The organism is Bradyrhizobium sp. LTSPM299, from assembly GCF_000938235.1.
Taxonomy (GTDB): domain Bacteria; phylum Pseudomonadota; class Alphaproteobacteria; order Rhizobiales; family Xanthobacteraceae; genus Bradyrhizobium.
This window is the reverse complement of sequence record NZ_JYMU01000005.1, coordinates 70,294-87,650: the sequence shown is the minus strand read 5'-3', so window position 1 is coordinate 87,650 and position 17,357 is coordinate 70,294. Positions and strand designations below refer to the sequence as shown.

17 protein-coding genes are annotated in these 17,357 nt (G+C 64.1%); 11 read left to right on the top strand and 6 right to left on the bottom strand.

What is annotated here, in order from left to right; all coding sequences use genetic code 11:
• Nucleotides 1-4: 4 nt before the first annotated feature.
• Nucleotides 5-736 carry a peptidoglycan-binding domain-containing protein gene (locus UP10_RS00545; protein ID WP_044585501.1) on the bottom strand — a complete coding sequence of 244 codons (732 nt, stop codon included), beginning with the start codon at nt 734-736 and terminating at the stop codon, nt 5-7.
• Nucleotides 729-2,546 carry a sensor histidine kinase gene (locus UP10_RS00540; RefSeq protein WP_044585500.1) on the bottom strand — a complete coding sequence of 606 codons (1,818 nt, stop codon included), beginning with the start codon at nt 2,544-2,546 and terminating at the stop codon, nt 729-731. The genes UP10_RS00545 and UP10_RS00540 overlap by 8 nt, the downstream gene beginning before the upstream one ends.
• A 430-nt stretch (nt 2,547-2,976) precedes the next feature.
• Between UP10_RS00540 and UP10_RS00535 the strand changes: the two genes are divergently transcribed.
• Both UP10_RS00535 and UP10_RS00530 read left to right on the top strand, forming a co-directional pair.
• A complete protein-coding gene (locus UP10_RS00535; RefSeq protein WP_044585499.1) occupies nt 2,977-3,366 on the top strand; it encodes a DUF5330 domain-containing protein in 390 nt (129 codons plus the stop codon).
• Nucleotides 3,367-3,456: 90 nt separating this feature from the next.
• Nucleotides 3,457-3,885, top strand: coding sequence for a SufE family protein (locus UP10_RS00530; RefSeq protein WP_044585580.1), 429 nt, complete (start codon nt 3,457-3,459; stop codon nt 3,883-3,885).
• A 194-nt stretch (nt 3,886-4,079) separates the two neighbouring features.
• Here UP10_RS00530 and UP10_RS00525 read toward each other — a convergent pair whose 3' ends face one another.
• Together UP10_RS00525 and UP10_RS00520 are read right to left on the bottom strand one after the other, a co-directional pair.
• The gene (locus UP10_RS00525) at nt 4,080-4,493 is read right to left on the bottom strand and encodes a Ros/MucR family transcriptional regulator (protein ID WP_044537320.1); all 414 of its coding nucleotides are present in this window, start codon (nt 4,491-4,493) and stop codon (nt 4,080-4,082) included.
• A gap of 239 nt (nt 4,494-4,732) precedes the next feature.
• Nucleotides 4,733-5,629, bottom strand: a complete 897-nt coding sequence (locus tag UP10_RS00520; RefSeq protein ID WP_044585498.1) for a hypothetical protein — start codon at nt 5,627-5,629, stop codon at nt 4,733-4,735.
• A gap of 337 nt (nt 5,630-5,966) precedes the next feature.
• Between UP10_RS00520 and UP10_RS00515 the strand changes: the two genes are divergently transcribed.
• Both UP10_RS00515 and UP10_RS00510 read left to right on the top strand, forming a co-directional pair.
• Nucleotides 5,967-7,616 (top strand): glycosyltransferase family 39 protein, encoded by a 1,650-nt coding sequence (locus tag UP10_RS00515; RefSeq protein WP_044585497.1) that lies wholly within the window; start codon nt 5,967-5,969, stop codon nt 7,614-7,616.
• Nucleotides 7,617-7,796: 180 nt separating this feature from the next.
• Nucleotides 7,797-8,576, top strand: coding sequence for a class II aldolase/adducin family protein (locus UP10_RS00510; RefSeq protein WP_044585496.1), 780 nt, complete (start codon nt 7,797-7,799; stop codon nt 8,574-8,576).
• Between the two features lie 106 nt (nt 8,577-8,682).
• On the opposite strand, the gene UP10_RS00505 is transcribed toward UP10_RS00510, so the two are convergent.
• Both UP10_RS00505 and UP10_RS00500 read right to left on the bottom strand, forming a co-directional pair.
• On the bottom strand, nt 8,683-10,083 hold the full coding sequence (locus UP10_RS00505) for a M20/M25/M40 family metallo-hydrolase (protein WP_044585495.1): 1,401 nt from the start codon (nt 10,081-10,083) through the stop codon (nt 8,683-8,685).
• Nucleotides 10,084-10,185: 102 nt separating this feature from the next.
• Nucleotides 10,186-11,799, bottom strand: coding sequence for a helicase HerA-like domain-containing protein (locus UP10_RS00500; RefSeq protein WP_044585494.1), 1,614 nt, complete (start codon nt 11,797-11,799; stop codon nt 10,186-10,188).
• Between the two features lie 423 nt (nt 11,800-12,222).
• Between UP10_RS00500 and UP10_RS00495 the strand changes: the two genes are divergently transcribed.
• From UP10_RS00495 to UP10_RS00465, 7 genes are all read left to right on the top strand, one after another.
• Nucleotides 12,223-12,588: a hypothetical protein gene (locus UP10_RS00495; RefSeq protein WP_044585493.1), complete on the top strand. Its 366-nt coding sequence runs from the start codon at nt 12,223-12,225 to the stop codon at nt 12,586-12,588.
• A gap of 54 nt (nt 12,589-12,642) precedes the next feature.
• Nucleotides 12,643-13,050, top strand: a complete 408-nt coding sequence (locus tag UP10_RS00490; RefSeq protein WP_044585492.1) for a DUF4332 domain-containing protein — start codon at nt 12,643-12,645, stop codon at nt 13,048-13,050.
• A 99-nt stretch (nt 13,051-13,149) separates the two neighbouring features.
• Entirely contained in the window at nt 13,150-14,007 is an 858-nt protein-coding gene (gene folP / locus UP10_RS00485; RefSeq protein WP_044585491.1) for a dihydropteroate synthase, read from the top strand.
• A complete protein-coding gene (gene folB / locus UP10_RS00480) occupies nt 14,004-14,384 on the top strand; it encodes a dihydroneopterin aldolase (RefSeq protein WP_044585490.1) in 381 nt (126 codons plus the stop codon). The genes folP and folB overlap by 4 nt, the downstream gene beginning before the upstream one ends.
• Nucleotides 14,385-14,390: 6 nt before the next feature.
• Complete coding sequence (gene folK / locus UP10_RS00475; RefSeq protein WP_044585489.1) at nt 14,391-14,882, top strand: 2-amino-4-hydroxy-6-hydroxymethyldihydropteridine diphosphokinase; 492 nt, start codon at nt 14,391-14,393, stop codon at nt 14,880-14,882.
• Between the two features lie 105 nt (nt 14,883-14,987).
• The gene (locus tag UP10_RS00470; protein WP_044585488.1) at nt 14,988-16,862 is read left to right on the top strand and encodes a methylmalonyl-CoA mutase family protein; all 1,875 of its coding nucleotides are present in this window, start codon (nt 14,988-14,990) and stop codon (nt 16,860-16,862) included.
• Nucleotides 16,859-17,329, top strand: coding sequence for a GFA family protein (locus UP10_RS00465; protein ID WP_044585487.1), 471 nt, complete (start codon nt 16,859-16,861; stop codon nt 17,327-17,329). Before UP10_RS00470 ends, UP10_RS00465 begins: the two co-directional genes overlap by 4 nt.
• The last annotated feature ends 28 nt before the right edge of the window (nt 17,330-17,357 follow it).

Sequence of the window (17,357 nt, the reverse complement as noted above, 5' to 3'; positions counted from 1 at the left end):
CGACTTAGTCGATCGGATGACCGATCATCACGGTGAGCTCGTGGACAAGGCGGTCGGACATCTGTCCGGTCACCGGCAGCTTGCGCGCACGCTCGAACTTGGCGATTGCGGCCTGGGTATCCGCTCCGATCGCGCCGGTCGGCTTGAGCTGACCATAACCGTATTCGGTCAGCGCGCGCTGGACCGCCGCGATCTTCTTTCCGGCCGCGTTCAAATTCGAGGTTGGGATCGGTGCCGGCGGACGCAAAACGTTGGACGGCGCGGCAACGGGCGCCGCGCTGGTCGATTTCATCACCAGACTGGTCATCGGATCGGAAGGCTTGGTGTCGGACGATTTGGCTTCCACCGGTTTGGCCTCGGCCGGCTTCATCTCGACCGGTTTGGTCTCAATCGGCTTAGGCTGCTCGGTGACTACAGGCTCGACCGGCCGTGCGGCTTCGACCGGCCGCGGACGCGGGATGGGGCTGGCGACGGCCGCGACCGGAGCCGGCGGAGGCAGTGTGACGACGGAACCGCCGAACATCGGCGACGGATGGCGGCCCGCTTGCAGGAACAGCGCGTTGGTCAGGATGGCGACAACGGCAGCCGCTGCAAGAACACCCGCGACCATGTCCTTCGGGCTGTGCAACAACACGCGCAGGGCGAGGCCGCGTTCTGCCTCGGCCTCGATCGCCACCGCCTTGGCGCCGCGGCGACGCCGTGGCGTTTCATCATCATCCAAAGTCTGTCTAGGCACTTTTCTTCACCTGATGGGCTTGCTCTTGTAGTCCGGACCGCAACGCCGGCTTCAGGGTCGAGACATTGCTGGACGGTTCGGCCTCTGCCTGCGGCGTGAACGCCAGCGGCAGCGCGACCGACACGGTGGTGCCCTCGCCGACCTTGCTCTCCACGTTCAGCTCGCCATGGTGGAGACCGACCAGCCCCTTCACGATCGAGAGGCCGAGACCTGTGCCCTCATGCCGGCGCTGGTACGTCTTGCCGGCCTGGAAGAACGGATCGCCGATCCGCTTGAGGTCATCAGCCGCAATGCCAACCCCGGTGTCCGAGACACGCAGCAACAGCCGCGATCCCTCGACCGCCGCCGATACGGTCACCTTCCCACCGCGCTCGGTGAACTTGATCGCGTTGGAGACGAGATTGAGCAGGATCTGCTTGAACGCGCGCGGATCGCCGTTCAGAACCGGCAGCTCATCGGGGACGCGGGTTACCAGATCGACGCCGTTCTCGCGCGCCTTGAGCGCCAGCAAGTTGCAGCAATTGAGCAGCGCCGGCCGCGGCGCGAACGGTTCCGCGGAAATCTCGAAATTGCCGGACTCCATCTTCGACATGTCGAGGATGCCGTTGACCACGGACAGCAAATGCTGCCCGGAGTCGTTGATGAGTTGTGCATACTCCTTGCGGCGCGCGGCATCGAGCCCGAGGACGTCCTCCTGCGTGATCATCTCCGAGAAGCCGATGATGGCATTGAGCGGCGTCCGCAATTCGTGGCTCATGGTGGCCAGGAAGCGCGTCTTCGACGCATCCGCCTGTTCGGCGGCCGTTCGTGCCAGTTCGAGCGCCTGCTCCTGCACCTTGCGATCGGTGACATCACGGATCACGGCGACGACCTCGGCTTCGCCTTGGGTCTGATCGAGCGGACGGCAGCGCATCTCGGCCCAGATGAACTCGGCCGCGACGGTCTGGCCCCGCGGGGTATCGCGGCGCAGGCGGAATTCGACGCTGCGCGACTCGCCGCCGCGTGCGGCATCCGACAGCGCGGTGAGGTAGGCCGGCCGATCGGCGACGTGAACGCGATCGAACAGGCCGTGGCCCAGCAGCCGCGATGCCGATGCACCGAGCATGATCTCGGCAGCCGGCGAAATGAAACACACCGCACCGTTGCGGCTGTGCCGCGACAACACGTCGCTCATATTGTGCGCGAGCAGGCGATAGCGCTCTTCCTCGACATAGAGCAGCGCCACGCTGGTGCGCGCCAGCGACTCGGCGCCAAAGGCGAGCCCGGCCGCATAGAATGTCGCCGACACCACGCCGAAGCCGGCCAGCATCCCGTTCGCCGCGACGCCGGGATCGGCCGCCGGCAGGACGTGGTAGAATCCGAGCACGGTCAGCAGCGCGGCGCAGATCATCGCCAGTGCGAACGCAAGCGCCACCACGCGCCTGGAGGCCGACAGCGCCGCCTCGATCGGAATCACCACGAGCCAAACGGCCGCAAACGAAGCTATTCCGCCGGTCGTGGCCGCGATGGTCATCACCAGACCGGCGAGCGCCAGCGACGACAGCAGATGCGCGCCGTCATAACGGCCGGTGCGCGACAGGAACCATGACAGCAGGATCGGTGCGATCAGCCAGGCGAACGCCGCGGCCTCGATCGCCGACGGCGCGCCGCGCATCGCAAGATAGGCCGGGAAGGCCGCGAACGCAGCCAGGCTGCCGAGCAGCCGCGGCGCCATGAAGGCGCGATGGCGTGCACGTGTCAGCACATCATAGCGTGCCGACGGGTGCAGCAGCGCATCGAGGCAGTCGCGGATCAGACTCAAAACACTCACAGCACTCGCGCCTCGGCTTGATCGTCGGACAGACGCGCCGGAACGCCTCCTTGGTGATTACGGGCCAACGTGTCAGAGCGAACTTAAGCGAACGCTAAGGGCCGGCCGCCCGCCACCAAACACCGTGCATTCGCCAGACTTTTGCGCGTTGTCGGCCGGCCATTTGTCGGGGATGGTGAACGACAGGTTTCCGGATGTGATGATCTATGGTTTCGAAATGGTGGACGTGGCGCACGCCGCAGATCCGGGCCGCCGGAACGCCATCAATCGAAAATTTACGCCGAATCAAATCAGGCGCATTTTCAGCGATTTTTCGCCGAGTTTACCTCAATGCAGATACTTCCGATTTATCGACCGATGCTACTCCTGAGCCAACTGCGGCATCGACCGCTATGAAGCAAAAGACAAGATAGACGACCGGGATCGCGCCATGTTTTTCCTGCTCCGTATGGCATTCTGGCTCGGGCTTGTGCTCGTGCTGCTGCCGAGGGACAAAACACCTGAATCGGACAAGACGCCGCAGATCAGCGCGTCGGAAGCGGTGTCGGCCGCCACCGCGGCCGTTGGCGACATGGGGCAGTTCTGCAAACGTCAACCCGCCGCCTGCGAGGTTGGCGGCCAGGCCGCCACGGCAATCGGCCAGCGTGCGACCGACGGTGCGCGCAAGCTCTACAAGATCATCACCGACAAGAAGGCGCCCGACCACACCGGCTCGATCAGTAGAGACGATACAGACGCATCGTCTGCACTTGCCGGGTCCCGTGACACGCTGACAGCGGACGATCAGGCGATCGAATTCCGCCAACCGCCGACGCCGTGACCTCAAATTAAGCGCGGAACCGGTTCCATTTTCGTCGCTTTGGCGGCTCGGCTTCCTATATAAGCCCGTGAGAATGGGATGCGGGCCGAGATGACGACGATCGACGAAATCAGGGACAATTTTACGCTGCTCGACGAGTGGGACGACCGCTATCGTTACGTGATCGAGCTCGGCCGCACGCTCGACCCCTTGCCCGAGGCCGAACACTCAACCGAAAACAAGGTACAGGGCTGCGTCAGCCAGGTCTGGCTGTCGAAGCGGATCGATCGCGATGCCAATGGCCAGCCGCGGCTGAACTACCTCGGCGACAGCGACGCCCATATCGTACGTGGGCTGGTCGCGATTGTGCTGACGCTCTATTCAGGCCACACGCCGCAAGAGATCTTGTCGAAGGACGCGCTCGCGCTGTTCGACGAGTTCGGCTTCCGCGACCATCTGACCCCGCAGCGCTCCAACGGCCTGCGGTCGATGGTCGAGCGCATCCGCACCGATGCGCGTGAGGCGTTGGCGCAAGCATGATCCGGAAAAGTGCGTAGCGGTTTTCCGAAGAGAAGAAAGCCTCGTCGGCGGCAAAGTTAGGACGCGTCGTTCCGGGGCGCGAAGCGAACCTCAGATGCGCAATTGCGCATCGGGAAACCTCGAGATTCTCAGGTGCGCAATTGCGCACCATAGTTCGATGTTAAACGCATCGCCCCCGAATGATGCGGCTAGAACTACTTCTTCTTCCGTGCCTGCTGGCCCAGCCCCATCTTCTTGGCGAGCTGCGAACGCGCCACGGCATAGTTCGGCGCCACCATCGGATAGTCGGCCGGCAGGCCCCATTTGTCGCGATATTGCTCAGGCGTCATATTGTACTGCGTGCGCAAATGTCGCTTGAGTGACTTGAAGCGCTTGCCGTCTTCGAGACACACCAGATATTCCGGCGTGATCGACTTCTTGGTGGATACCGCAGGCTTCGCCGGCTCGAGCGGCGCATCAGTGCGGCCGGTCGAAACGCGCATCAGCGCGGCGTGGACCTGGCTGATCAGGTTGGGAATGTCCGAGGCCGGCGTCGGGTTGTTGCTGAGATAGGCCGACACGATGCTGGCGGTCAGCTCGACCGGGCTCTTGCCTGAGGTATCGGACATGGCTCAACCTTCCCGTGGTATCGAAGGGCGCAACATGGTGCGCCGACCGGACAGTATCCGACCGCGACAATACACCGGCAGAATCCCGCACTACTTCGCGAATATGAGTGGATTACAGCACATCTGACAACAACGGCAGTGCTCTATTTTTAAGACAAGAGCGCCGCAAGTATCGCCCAGAATGTTGTTTTAACGCGTCTTCTTCACGCGAACCGGTATCCACTTCGCTTGAAAACGCTCTAGGGGCGCTGCTCCAGATGTGACCTGAGTTCGTCGATGGAGGCAAAGCGCATCATGCCCTCGGGCATCTGCGCTTCGATCGACCCGTCCGAATACAGCGAATAGGCCATGCCATCCACGATGCCCGATTTGAGCACGGTCACCGGAGGCTGCTCCTGCGGTGCCGGCGGATGGCCGGGCGAAGGCGCGGCACCCTGCCCCCCTTGTTGGGCCCCTTGGGCCTCGCTGAAGGTCGATGGCGTGCGTGCAGTTCGGCGCGGAGCGACGTCGACCGACCTCGGCCGTTCCGCTTTCGGCCAGGCATCGTCGAAGCTGACGGGGGCGGGCTCACCCGCCGCCGCCGGGTTAGGGCGCAACTCGGGCGACAACAGGTCAGGAGATAGCGGCTCGGCGCCACGCGCCTGGGCCCGCTCGCGCTCCTTCCGCGAGCTGGAAGAGAACAGCAGGTTACGCCGCTTGGTTGGCGCCTCTGGCTGAGCTGCCGCGGGCACGGGTGGCTGCACCTCGCTCGATACACCGCGCTGGGTCGCCTCCTCGTGCCAGGGGGCCGCGGGCGGCGCGATCGGCGGAGGTTCGGCATCGTGCGGGTCCCGAGGAAACAGAGAGCCGCCCTCGCCGGGCGGAGCATTGCGCGGGGAAGTTGCAGCGCCGGCCGCCGGCCGCGGGAACTCGGGTCGTGCGCCGGCGGCAGCCGGGCCGAGCCGGCTAGCAATCTGCTGGAGTTCCCGGACGGCCGCGGCCAGCGCCAAGACGATCGCACCGGAGCCCACGCCCGAGACGCCCGTTATGATCAACGTGCTGCCGACGCTGAACTCCTTGAAAGGAATTCCAAGGACGATCGCCACCAAGCCCGCCAAAACCAGGCCAGCGCCGGCGACCAACAGAGCAACCATCATCGAACTAACCCCCGGACGACCCGCCTGAAATCGGCGCAGCCGCCAACGCCACGATACCGTCATATTATCCACATCGCCAACCGCCAATTGTGGACAGAGTTCCCGAAAATCTGGTTCCGCGCGGCATTGTCGGCCCGCCACCGCGATCGATTCCGGTCTTCCGAGCAGTCATTCCCGTAAATCTACTGACGACGAATTGCTGCCAATTTATTGCAACGCACCGGGGGAATTACGCCACAATTGCCAATTACTTGGACGTGGAACTGCGCTATATGGACGCCGGGGAATGAGGCCCTAAAGCGCCAACTGGGCCACAGGGACGCCGGTACCGCTAGCCATGTCATCTATCACGACGTCTGCCATCGATACGCCTGCGCGGCGCTCGGTGGAGAAGACCTGCGACGATCTCGCCCTCCTCGCTCTCGGCGTGGTTGCTTTGATCGCCGGTCTCACATTTCGCGACTACGGATTAGGCTGGGATGATTACACCCACGCCGAATATGCCGATTTGTTGCTGCGCATGTACGGTTCCGGTTTCAAGGACACCGGCGCGCTGTCGTTCGCCAACCTCTATATGTATGGCGGCGGCTTCGACATGGCGGCAGCGCTGCTGCACAAGGTCATTCCGCTCGAACTGTTCGAGACCCGCCGCCTGCTTGGCGCGATCGTCGGTGTGATCGGGCTTGCAGTCACCTGGCGGTTGGCGCGGCGCGTCGGCGGCCCGCTGGCCGGGCTTGCCGCGCTCCTGCTGCTGGCGCTGTGCCCGACGTTCTACGGCCACATGTTCATGAACCCCAAGGATGCGCCATTTGCCGTGGCAATGGTGATCCTGATCATGGGCCTCGTCCGCCTCGCCGAAGAATATCCGTCGCCCTCGCCGCGTACAGTCCTGCTCGTCGGATTCGGCGCCGGCCTGTCGATCGGCTGCCGCGTGCTTGGCGGGCTCGCGCTGATCTACGCGGTGATCGGCTTCACTCCGTTGTGGATCGAGGAATTCCGCAAGCAGGGCCCGCGCGAGGCGGCACATCGTTTTGCGCATGTGGTCTACGTGCTGCTGCCGGGCCTCGCATTCGGCTATCTGGTGATGGGCCTGATCTGGCCCTGGTCGATCATGGAGCCCGGGCATCCGTTCGAGGCGGTGACCTACTTCTCGCACTTCTTCGAGAAGCCGTGGAAGGAGATGTTCGACGGCGCGCTGGTGTCGGTGCCGGACATGCCGTGGTCCTATCTGCCGACCCTGTTCGCGCTGCAGCTCCCGGAGGTGCTGCTGATCCTGCTCGCCGCCGCGGTCGTCGTCACCCTGATGTCGTTGTCACGCAAGGACGTGCCGGCGCGGCGCAAGACCGTCATGCTGATGCTGACGCTGGCGGCGACGCTGCCGCTCGTCATCGCAATGGTGAAGCGGCCGGCGCTCTACAACGGCATCCGTCATTTCATCTTCGTGATCCCGCCGATGACCGTATTGGCCGGCGTCGCATTCGGGCGCGGCATGAACTGGCTTGGCGATAACCGCCGCGCCTGGCAGCCAGCCGCAGTCGCGGTGTTCGCGTTCGGCCTGTTGCTGCCGCTCAGCGAGATGATCCGGCTGCATCCCTACCAGTACACGCACTTCAACCACATCGCCGGCACGGTGCGCACCGCCGACAACTACTTCATGCTGGACTATTGGGGGCTGGCGTTGAAGCAGGCATCCGACGAACTGCGTGAGCAGCTGGCCGAGCGGCAGGAAGCCCCGCCGCATGACCGCAAGTGGAAAGTTGCAGTCTGCGGGCCGCAACGTCCGGCCCAGGTCGCGCTCGGTTCCGATTTCACGATCGGCTGGGACAGCCACGCCGCCGACTTCGCGATGACGCTCGGCGAGTTCTACTGCAAGGGCCTTGCCGCGCCCGTGATGGTCGAGATCAAGCGCGATGACGTCGTGTTCGCCCGTGTCTACGATATCCGCGGCCGCAGCATCTCGAGCCTGCTCGCGATTCCGGCGCCGTAAGGCGCGACGGCCCCTGAGTAATTGATCGCCGCTCTGCGCAATGTTGGAGCATGATCTGTCCGGGTCATGCCTAGCCGTTCCCTGACGGCATAACTGTCACGCCGGCACGCTGCCTTGCTGCGGCAGGGCAGCGGCGCTAGGCTCGTGTCGAGCAGCAGCCATCAACGGAGCAAATCGGCCATGTCGCCAGCAGAAGCGCGCCTGAAGGAAGTGCCGTCGGATATGAGCGCGGCGGAATGGGAACAGCGGGTCAACCTCGCTGCCTGCTATCGCCTGGTCGCGCTCTACGGCTGGGACGACCTGGTCGACACCCACATCTCGGCGCGGGTGCCCGGACCGGAACATCACTTCCTGATCAATCCCTACGGGCTGATGTTCGACGAAATCACCGCCTCGAGCCTGGTCAAGGTCGATCTCGAGGGTAACCAGCTCACCAAGAGCGACTACAGCATCAATCCGGCCGGCTTCACCATCCATTCCGCGATCCACGAGGTGCGCGAGGATGCCGGTTGCGTGCTCCATCTGCACACGGTCGACGGCACCGCAGTCTCCAGCGGCCCCGACGGGCTGCTGCCGCTGAACCAGACCGCGCAGCTCGTCACCCACGACCTCGCCTATCACGACTACGAGGGTATTGCGCTCGATCACGACGAGCGCCCGCGCCTGCAACGCGACCTCGGAGCCAGGAACCACATGCTGCTGCGCAATCACGGCACGTTGACGGTCGGCCGCTCGGTCGCCTCAGCCTTCGAACGCATGTACCATCTGGAGCGGGCCTGCTCGATGCAGGTGGCCACCCGAGCGCTCGGCGGAACCGCCTATCCGGTCGACCAGCACGCGATCGACAAGAACTCCGAACTCCTGTCCAACCCGGACCGCGCCGAGCTGCGCTCGACGCAGCTCGTCTGGCCGCCACTGCTGCGCAAGCTCGACCGGGTCAACCCCGGCTACCGGAGTTGAATTTTCACAATCTTCGGGTATGCTCGCCGGCAACACCCTCTACGCGACCCAATCAAAACGCCGCCCAATTCCGGGCGGCGTTTTTACGTTCGGCCTGCAGCAGATCTTACTTGGCTTCCGCGAATGCCGCGAGGATCCGGGCCCAGGAGCGGATGCCCTTGTGGAAGCTCTTGAGGTCGTACTTCTCGTTCGGCGAATGGATGTTGTCGTCGTCGAGGCCGAAGCCGACCAGCACGGAGTCGAGCCCCAGCGTTCGTTTGAAGTCGGCGACGATCGGGATCGAGGCGCCGGAGCCGATCAAGAGCGCCTCCTTGCCCCATTCGTCGGTCAGCGCGCGCCGGGCCGCCGCCAGCGGCTTCATGTTCCAGTCGAGCGCGATCGCCGGCGCGCTGGAGTGGTCGATGAACTCGGCCTTGCAGTCCGCCGGTACCCGCGCCTTGACATAGTCCTGGAATGCCTGCCGGATCTTCTCGGGGTCTTGTCCCTCGACCAGGCGGAATGAAACCTTCGCCGATGCCTCCGCCGGAATCACCGTCTTGGAGCCCTCGCCGGTATAGCCGCCGATAATGCCGTTGATGTCGCAGGTCGGCCGCGAAGACACCTGCTCGATCAGGAGCCGGTCCTTCTCGCCGGCCGGCAGCGAAAGTCCGATCGGCTTGAGGAAGGATTCAGCCGTCAGGTTCAGCTTCTTCCACTGCGCCAGGATATCCGGCGGCAGATCCTTCACGCCATCATAGAAACCGGGGATCGTAATGTGGCCGTTGTCGTCATGCAGGCCGCCGAGGATCCGCGTCAAAACGCGGATCGGATTCTGCGCACCGCCGCCGAACACGCCGGAATGCAGGTCGCGATTGGCGGCCTTGATCTTGACCTCTTCGTAGACCAGCCCGCGCAACGACGTCGTGATCGCCGGCGTGTTCTGGTCCCACATGCCGGTATCGCAGACCAGTGCGAAGTCGGCCTTGAGATCAGCCTTGTTCGCTTCGAGGAACGGTACGAAGTTCTTCGACCCGATCTCCTCCTCACCCTCGATGAGGATGGTGATGTCGACCGGCAGCGATCCCGTCACCTTCTTCCAGGCGCGGCAGGCCTCGACGAAAGTCATCAGCTGGCCCTTGTCGTCCTCGGCGCCGCGCGCGACGATGATCTTGCGGCCGTCGGCGTGGTCGGTGACGACGGGCTCGAACGGCGGACGGTGCCAGAGATTGAGCGGATCGACCGGCTGCACATCGTAGTGACCGTAGAACAGCACATGCGGGCGGCCGTCGCTGCTGCCAATAGCCTTGGCGACGATCGCCGGATGGCCCGCGGTCGGTCGCACCTCTGCCGTGAAGCCCAGCGTCGCGATGTCCTTGGCCAGATGGTCGGCCGCCGCCTTGCAGTCGTCGGCGAACTCCGCCTCCGACGAAATCGACTTGATGCGGAGCAGCGTGAACAGCCGCGCGAGGCTGTTGTCGAAATCGGCATCGATGTGATCGAGGACCGGCTGGAGCTTGGCGTTGGACATCGCTGGTTTCCCTGGCTGTTGGGCTTGTCGCAATTTGTAGCCCGCCGGCCGTAGCAGGCAAAGCGCCCGCCTCCTGCCCGACGGAGCGGTGGGCGTGACGAGCTATCTCCGCAGCAATCCGCCAAGCGTGCCGCGGACCAAGGCGCGGCCGATCGATCCTCCGACGGAGCCACCGACCGACTTGCCGAGATCGGCGACCACGCCACCGACCACCTTGTCGGTGACCGAACGCGTCACATTGCGTGCGATCACCTGCCCGGTTGACAGCCGGCCGTGCCTGACATTGGTGCCGAAGATCGCAGCCGCAATGGCGCCGAGATGGCCGAGGATGCCACCGCCAGCGCCAGCACCGTCCGCCGGCGCCGCCGCCCCCGCAAGACGCTTCTGGATGATCTCGTAGGCGGATTCGGCATCGATCGCGGTGTCGTACTTGCCCTTGTAGGGGCTGGCATCCATGATCGCCTTGCGTTCTTCCGGCGTGATCGGCCCGATCCGCGCCGACGGTGGCCGCACCATGATGCGCTCGACCATCGCCGGTGTGCCGGCGCCCTCGAGGAACGACACCAGCGCTTCGCCCTTGCCGAGCTCCATGATCACGCGCGCGGTGTCGAGCTTCGGATTGGGCCGGAAGGTCTGCGCGGCCGCGGCGACGGCCTTCTGGTCGCGCGGTGTGAACGCGCGCAGCGCATGCTGGACACGGTTGCCGAGCTGCGCCAGCACCTTGTCCGGTACGTCGATCGGGTTTTGGGTGACGAAATAGACGCCGACCCCCTTGGAGCGGATCAGCCGCACCACCTGCTCGATCTTGTCCATCAAGGCCTTCGGCGCGTCGTTGAACAACAGATGCGCCTCGTCGAAAAAGAACACCAGCTTCGGCTTCGGCAGGTCGCCGGCCTCGGGCAGTTCCTCGAACAATTCCGAGAGCATCCAGAGCAGGAAGGTGGCGTAAAGCCGCGGGCTCTGCATCAGCTTGTCGGCAACGAGGATGTTAACCACGCCGCGGCCGTCGCGGTCGGTCTTCATGAAATCCTTCAGCGTCAGCGCCGGCTCGCCGAAGAACTTGGCGCCGCCCTGGTTCTCGAGCACCAGGAGCTGGCGTTGAATGGTCCCGACCGTCGCCCTGGAGACGTTGCCATAGCCTTGCGCGGCCTTGCGGATCGACGCCAGCGGATCCTCGTCGTCACCAGCCTTCTTGCTCCCGTCAGGGGCGATCGCATCGAGCAAGGCGCGCAGGTCCTTCATGTCGATCAGCGCCAGGCCGTTCTCGTCGGCTACGCGGAAGGCAACATTGAGCACGCCTTCCTGCACGTCGTTGAGATCGAGCATCCGCGCCAGCAGCAGCGGCCCCATTTCGGTGACGGTGGCGCGCACCGGATGACCCTGCTCGCCGAACACATCCCAGAAAACGGTCGAGAACTGATCCGGCTGGAACGTCAGCCCCATCTCCTTGGCGCGCTTGACAATAAAGTCCTTGGCTTCCCCGACTTCGGAGATACCGGACAGATCACCCTTGATATCGGCCGCGAACACCGAGACGCCGGCGCGTGCGAACCCTTCCGCCATGACTTGCAGCGAGACGGTCTTGCCAGTTCCGGTCGCACCGGTCACAAGGCCGTGCCGGTTGGCCAGCGCGAGCGTCAGCCAAGCCGTCTCCTCACCCTTGCCGATAAAAATTGTCTCGTCGGTATCGGCCAGCTTGTCGTCTGAGGTCGCCATCGCTTCGCCTCTTCGCAGATTAGATCGGCTCGATACCTCGAACCCGGTTCGACGCTTCGAACCCGGTTCGATACCTCGAACCCCGGTTCGACACTTCGAACCCATGCCATCATATTGCATCTTGCAGGTCGATTGAAACCATCAGCGGACGCCGACGTACAGTGTCGCCCCAACAGGTCTTAGGAGTTCCTGATACTTTCTTCCATGCCAAGTGCTTTCTTCCATGCCATGTGAAGAAAGGGATTGCGCATTGCGACAAGATAGCGTGAATCCGCCGCTCACTCTTGCATCGGTGCAACACTCACAGCGCGATCGAAAAAGAAACCGAATCGAAATGCGCGGATCGCTTGTATTTCACGGCACACGCGCTCAAGATCAATCCTCAAGAAATTATCCCGGCAAGACCGGTCGAGGCGGGGCAACATGGACGAACTGGTTGGACGGCTGGCTTCCGTGGCCGGCATTGATGGTGCTGTCGCTGAAAAAACCGTCGGCATCGTGCTGGGTTTCCTCCGTAACGAGGGCCCTTCCGACAAGGTCCAGGCTCTGATCGACCAAATCCCCGGCGCCGAAGCGGCAATCGCGGCCTCCAGCAACAGCGGTGGTCTATCGAGGTTGATGGGTGGCGGGCTGATGGCCGTCGGCACCCGGCTGATGGCGCTTGGTTTGAGCATCAGCGAGATTCAGAACGTCGCGCGTGAACTTTTTAGGTTCGGCCGCGACAAACTCGGAGCGGATCAAATGGGCGAGATCATCTCGGGGACGCCGGGCCTCAGCCAGTTTGCCTAGAACTGCCATCGACGAGTCCTCGGCCACACGCTCCCTCTACCGCATACGAGTATCATGACATACCCCCTCTCCGAGATCGAAGGCCTGTCCGCCTATTACGCCAACAAACTGAAATCGCAGGGTATCCGCACGACCGAAGCGCTGCTTGAAACCGCCCGCACCGTCAAGGGACGCAAGGCGCTCGCGGCGAAGACCGGAATCAGCGAACAACAATTGCTCGAATGGGCCAACTTCTCCGACTACATGCGGATTCCCGGCATGGGCAAGGCCAAGGTCGGCCTGATGCGCGCCGCCGGCGTCACCACGGTACGCGAACTCGCACACCGCAACCCGTCGCGGCTGGCGCAGAGCATGAAGGACGCCAACGTCAAGCGAAAGCTTGTCCGCCTCATGCCGTCGGAGAAATCGGTCGAGCTGCTGATCGAACAGGCACGCAAGCTGCCTCCCAAAATCACCTATTAGACTCACCTATTAGCCGCTGTAGCGGCTTCCAGTCGCGTCCGGCGCCAGCCACCTCCGCAACATCTTGACTTGCCAACGCTGTCAGCGCAAAGCCACTGCATGATGGCGACCAAGCCCATATCGGCAGCATTCGCCGGCCCGGCCGGACTCGCGATGCTGCCGGCGTTGCTGTCGAAGCCCACTCCGGCGGTAATGGGCATCCTGAACGTGACGCCGGATTCATTTTCCGATGGCGGACAGTTCATCGCCCCCGAGCTGGCGCTGGCGCAAGCCCGCAAGCTGATCGCTGACGGCGCCGACATCATCGATATCGGCGCGGAATCCACCCGACCCTACGGCTCGCAGCCGGTCTCCGCAGACGACGAGTTGAAGCGGCTGAAGCCGGTGCTGGCCGACATCATAGCCCTCGGCGTGCCCGTCTCGATCGACAGCATGAAGTCCGAGGTCGTGGCCTGGGCGCTCGACCAGGGCGCTGCGATCGCCAATGACGTCTGGGGCCTGCAGCGCGATCCTAGCATGGCCGATATCGTCGCGGCGCGTGGCGTGCCCGTGATCATCATGCACAATCGCGAGCGCGCCGATCCTACGGTCGACATCATGAAGGATATCGCAACCTTCTTTACCCGTTCGCTCGAGATTGCAGCCAAGGCGGGCATATCGTCCGGCAGGATCGTGCTCGATCCCGGCATTGGCTTCGGCAAGGTCCCGGAGCAGAGCATGATGGTGCTGGCGCGGCTCTCCGAGCTTGACACTTTCCGCCTGCCCGTGCTGGTCGGCGCGTCGCGCAAGCGCTTCATCAGCACGGTCGTGCCCTCGGAGCCGCAGAATCGCATCGGCGGCTCGCTCGCGGCGCATCTGATCGCGGCACAGAATGGTGCACGCATCATCCGCGCCCATGACGTCGCGGAAACCGTTCAGGCGCTGCTTGTGGCCGCAGCAATCAAGGGACAGCAATGACCGACACGATCTTCATCACCGGGGTCGTCATCCATGCCCGTCATGGCGTGATGGAACATGAGACCGAAGTCGGGCAACGCTTCGTCATCGATCTCGAATTATATACCGACCTTTCGGAGTCCTCACGCACCGACCGGCTCTCCGACACCGTCTCCTATTCCAATGTGGTCGCGACCGCGACCTCGGCCTTCAAGACCACCAATTACAAGCTGCTGGAGCGCGCCGCCGGTGCGGTGGCCGACGATATCCTGAGCACATTCCCGCGCGTCCGAGCCGTCAAGGTGACCGTCCACAAGCCGCACGCACCGATCGCCGCGATCTTCGACGATGTCGGCGTGGTGCTGACGCGCTCACGGCATCTACCGCCCCAAGGTTAAACGGCGATGGCTGAGGTCCTGATCGCACTCGGCGGTAATGTCGGCGACGTCCGCACTACGTTCCGCAAGGCCATCGCCAATATCTGCGGCATGACGCAGGCCGCGCTGCTGGCACGCTCGTCGGATTATTCGACGCCGCCCTGGGGCGAGGAGCAGCAGGACAACTTCATCAATGCCTGCATCGAGATCGAGACCAGCCTCGACCCACACGCGCTGCTGTTCACGCTGCACAAGATCGAGACCAAGTTCGGCCGCGACCGCGCCAATGAACGGCGCTGGGGTCCGCGCACCCTCGACCTTGACCTGATCGCCTATGACGACGTCACGCTCGACAAGCCGGAACTGACCCTGCCGCACCCACGCCTGTTCGAGCGCGCCTTCGTGCTGGCGCCGCTGGCCGAGATCGTGCCGGACCGCGTCATCGCCGGGCGGCGTGTCGCCGACGCCCTGGCGGGAGTCTCGGCCGACGGTATATTCCGTCTGCCGGACCTCGATTGAGGCCACACAGCCCCCAAACAACTGTTTGGCTTGGCCGCCCGCCCGTGGCAATTTCCGGCCAAATCAAGCGGGGCCCACCGGGCCGACGAAGGACATTTTGGGCGGATGACGACCACGACTGACGATTTGCCTCTCGCAGCGGACTTTGCACCCGCGGCCTATGACGACTGGCGCAAGCTGGTCGACGGCGTGCTGAAGGGGGCCCCATTCGAGAAGCTGCTCGGCAAGACCTATGACGGGTTGAAGATCGATCCGATCTACCGCCGCGCCACCAACTTGAGCCCGATCGCCGGCCGCGCCGCCGCCGCGCCCTGGCAGATCCTGCAGAGGGTCGACCATCCCGACGCCGCGCAAGCCAATGCGCAGGCGCTGCAAGATCTCGAAAACGGGGCAACCGGCCTGGAATTCGAGTTCGCCGGCGGTCCCGGCACGCGCGGCTTCGGTCTTGCCGATGCCAGCAAGAAGACATTGGCGCGGGCCTGCGGCGGTGTCCATCTCGATGCTGGCATCATGATCGCGCTCAACCCGGTGCTCGGACGCGAGAACGCTGGCGAAACTTTTGCCGACATGGTCGAGGCCCGCAAGCTAGATCCGGCCACGCTCGACCTTCATTTCAACTATCAGGCGCTCAGCACGGTGGCCGTGCGTGGCGCCGCGTCCGCCGCCTGGGCCGACTACGAAAAACCCTTCGGCAAGGTGGTCACCGGCCTGATCAAGCGCGGCTTCAAGGGACCGTTCGTGCTGGCCGATGGCAGGCCGATCCACGATGCCGGTGGATCCGACGTGCAGGAACTCGCGTTTACGCTCGCAGTCGCGCTGGCCTATCTGCGGATGCTCGAAGCCGCCGGCATCGACCTCGACGCTGCCCGCGCGGGAATCTCATTCCGGCTCAGCGCCGACGCCGACCAGTTTTTGACGATGGCGAAGTTCCGGGCGCTGCGGCTGCTGTGGGCGCGGGTCGAGCAGGCCTGTGGCCTCGCGCCAAAACCGATCTTCGTCAACGCGCAGACCGCCTGGCGCATGCTGACCCAGCGTGATGCCAATGTGAACATGCTGCGTGCGACCATGGCGACGTTCGCCGCCGGCCTCGGCGGCGCCAACGCGATCACGGTGCTGCCGCACACGCTTGCGTTGGGCCTGCCAGACGATCTGGCCCGCCGCATTGCGCGCAACACCCAGCTCGTGCTGCTCGAGGAATCCAATCTCGCAAAGGTTTCCGATCCGGCGGCAGGGTCCGGCAGCATCGAGACGCTGACCTCGCAGCTGTGCGAGGCGGCATGGACGTTGTTTCAGGAGATCGAGAAGGCCGGCGGCATCTTCGCTGCGCTCGAGCACGGCCTGATCCAGAACAAGGTCGCCGCGACGCGTACCCTTCGCGAGACCAATGTGGCGAAGCGCCGCGACGTTCTGACCGGCGCCAGCGAATTCCCCAACCTGCATGAGGCCGATTTCGCGGTGCTGGATGTGAGTCCGGCACGACCCGCGACCTTCGGAGATGCCAAGATCAAGTTCGACGCGCTTGCGCCGATGCGCCTGGCCGAACCATTCGAGGCGTTGCGCGACAAGTCGGATGCAGCGCTGAAGACAGGCGGCGCACGGCCAAAGATCTTCCTCGCCAATCTCGGCACGGCGGCGGATTTCACCGCGCGGGCCACATTCGCCAAGAGCTTCTTCGAGACCGGCGGCATCGAGGCCGTCGACAGCGAAGGCTTTGCCGATGCTACGGCGCTCGCGGCCGCCTTCAAGGCCTTCGGTGCGGCGATGGCCTGCATCTGCTCCTCGGACAAGGTCTATGCCATCAGCGCCACTGAGGCCGCCAGGGCCCTTCACGGCGCGGGAGCCAGGCATATCTATCTGGCAGGGCGGCCCGGCGACCAGGAAGCGGCGCTGCGGGCGGCAGGCATCGGTGACTTCGTCTTCGCCGGCGGCGATGCGCTGGCAACATTGCGCGACGCCTATCGGCGAATGGAGCAAGCATGACGGCTGAGACACCATCAAAACCGGTTCTGACCGGCGGCTGCCAATGCGGCGCCATCCGCTTTGCGGTCTCGGGCGCACCGGCCAAGATCAGCGTCTGTCACTGCCGGATGTGCCAGAAGGCTTCCGGCTCGCCGTTCGCATCGTTTGCCGACATCGAGAAGACCGATTTCGCCTGGACCCGCGGCCAGCCCGCCGCGTTCAAATCGTCCTCGATCGCCGAGCGCGATTTCTGCGCCGCCTGCGGCACGCCTCTGAGCTTCCGCCGGATCGATGGGCCGCGGATCGAAATCATGACCGGTACCTTCGACCGGCCCGACCGGATGGTGCCGACGCGGCAATATGGAACCGAGTCCCGGCTCGGCTGGGTGGTCGGCATACCCAATTTGCCGAGCCAGACCACGATGCAGAATTACGGCCCGGAGAAGATGGCGACCATCGCCAGCCACCAGCATCCCGATCACGACTGAATGGCGCCGGAAGACGGTCGCCCGTGCT

What these genes read in the sequence shown, in the direction of transcription:
- UP10_RS00535 (WP_044585499.1), top strand. Translation starts at nt 2,977, where the DNA reads ATGTTTTTCCTGCTCCGTATGGCATTCTGGCTCGGGCTTGTGCTCGTG.
- UP10_RS00530 (WP_044585580.1), top strand. Translation starts at nt 3,457, where the DNA reads ATGACGACGATCGACGAAATCAGGGACAATTTTACGCTGCTCGACGAG.
- UP10_RS00525 (WP_044537320.1), bottom strand. Translation starts at nt 4,493, where the DNA reads ATGTCCGATACCTCAGGCAAGAGCCCGGTCGAGCTGACCGCCAGCATC.
- UP10_RS00520 (WP_044585498.1), bottom strand. Translation starts at nt 5,629, where the DNA reads ATGATGGTTGCTCTGTTGGTCGCCGGCGCTGGCCTGGTTTTGGCGGGC.
- UP10_RS00515 (WP_044585497.1), top strand. Translation starts at nt 5,967, where the DNA reads ATGTCATCTATCACGACGTCTGCCATCGATACGCCTGCGCGGCGCTCG.
- UP10_RS00510 (WP_044585496.1), top strand. Translation starts at nt 7,797, where the DNA reads ATGTCGCCAGCAGAAGCGCGCCTGAAGGAAGTGCCGTCGGATATGAGC.
- UP10_RS00505 (WP_044585495.1), bottom strand. Translation starts at nt 10,083, where the DNA reads ATGTCCAACGCCAAGCTCCAGCCGGTCCTCGATCACATCGATGCCGAT.
- UP10_RS00500 (WP_044585494.1), bottom strand. Translation starts at nt 11,799, where the DNA reads ATGGCGACCTCAGACGACAAGCTGGCCGATACCGACGAGACAATTTTT.
- UP10_RS00495 (WP_044585493.1), top strand. Translation starts at nt 12,223, where the DNA reads ATGGACGAACTGGTTGGACGGCTGGCTTCCGTGGCCGGCATTGATGGT.
- UP10_RS00490 (WP_044585492.1), top strand. Translation starts at nt 12,643, where the DNA reads ATGACATACCCCCTCTCCGAGATCGAAGGCCTGTCCGCCTATTACGCC.
- folP (WP_044585491.1), top strand. Translation starts at nt 13,150, where the DNA reads ATGATGGCGACCAAGCCCATATCGGCAGCATTCGCCGGCCCGGCCGGA.
- folB (WP_044585490.1), top strand. Translation starts at nt 14,004, where the DNA reads ATGACCGACACGATCTTCATCACCGGGGTCGTCATCCATGCCCGTCAT.
- folK (WP_044585489.1), top strand. Translation starts at nt 14,391, where the DNA reads ATGGCTGAGGTCCTGATCGCACTCGGCGGTAATGTCGGCGACGTCCGC.
- UP10_RS00470 (WP_044585488.1), top strand. Translation starts at nt 14,988, where the DNA reads ATGACGACCACGACTGACGATTTGCCTCTCGCAGCGGACTTTGCACCC.
- UP10_RS00465 (WP_044585487.1), top strand. Translation starts at nt 16,859, where the DNA reads ATGACGGCTGAGACACCATCAAAACCGGTTCTGACCGGCGGCTGCCAA.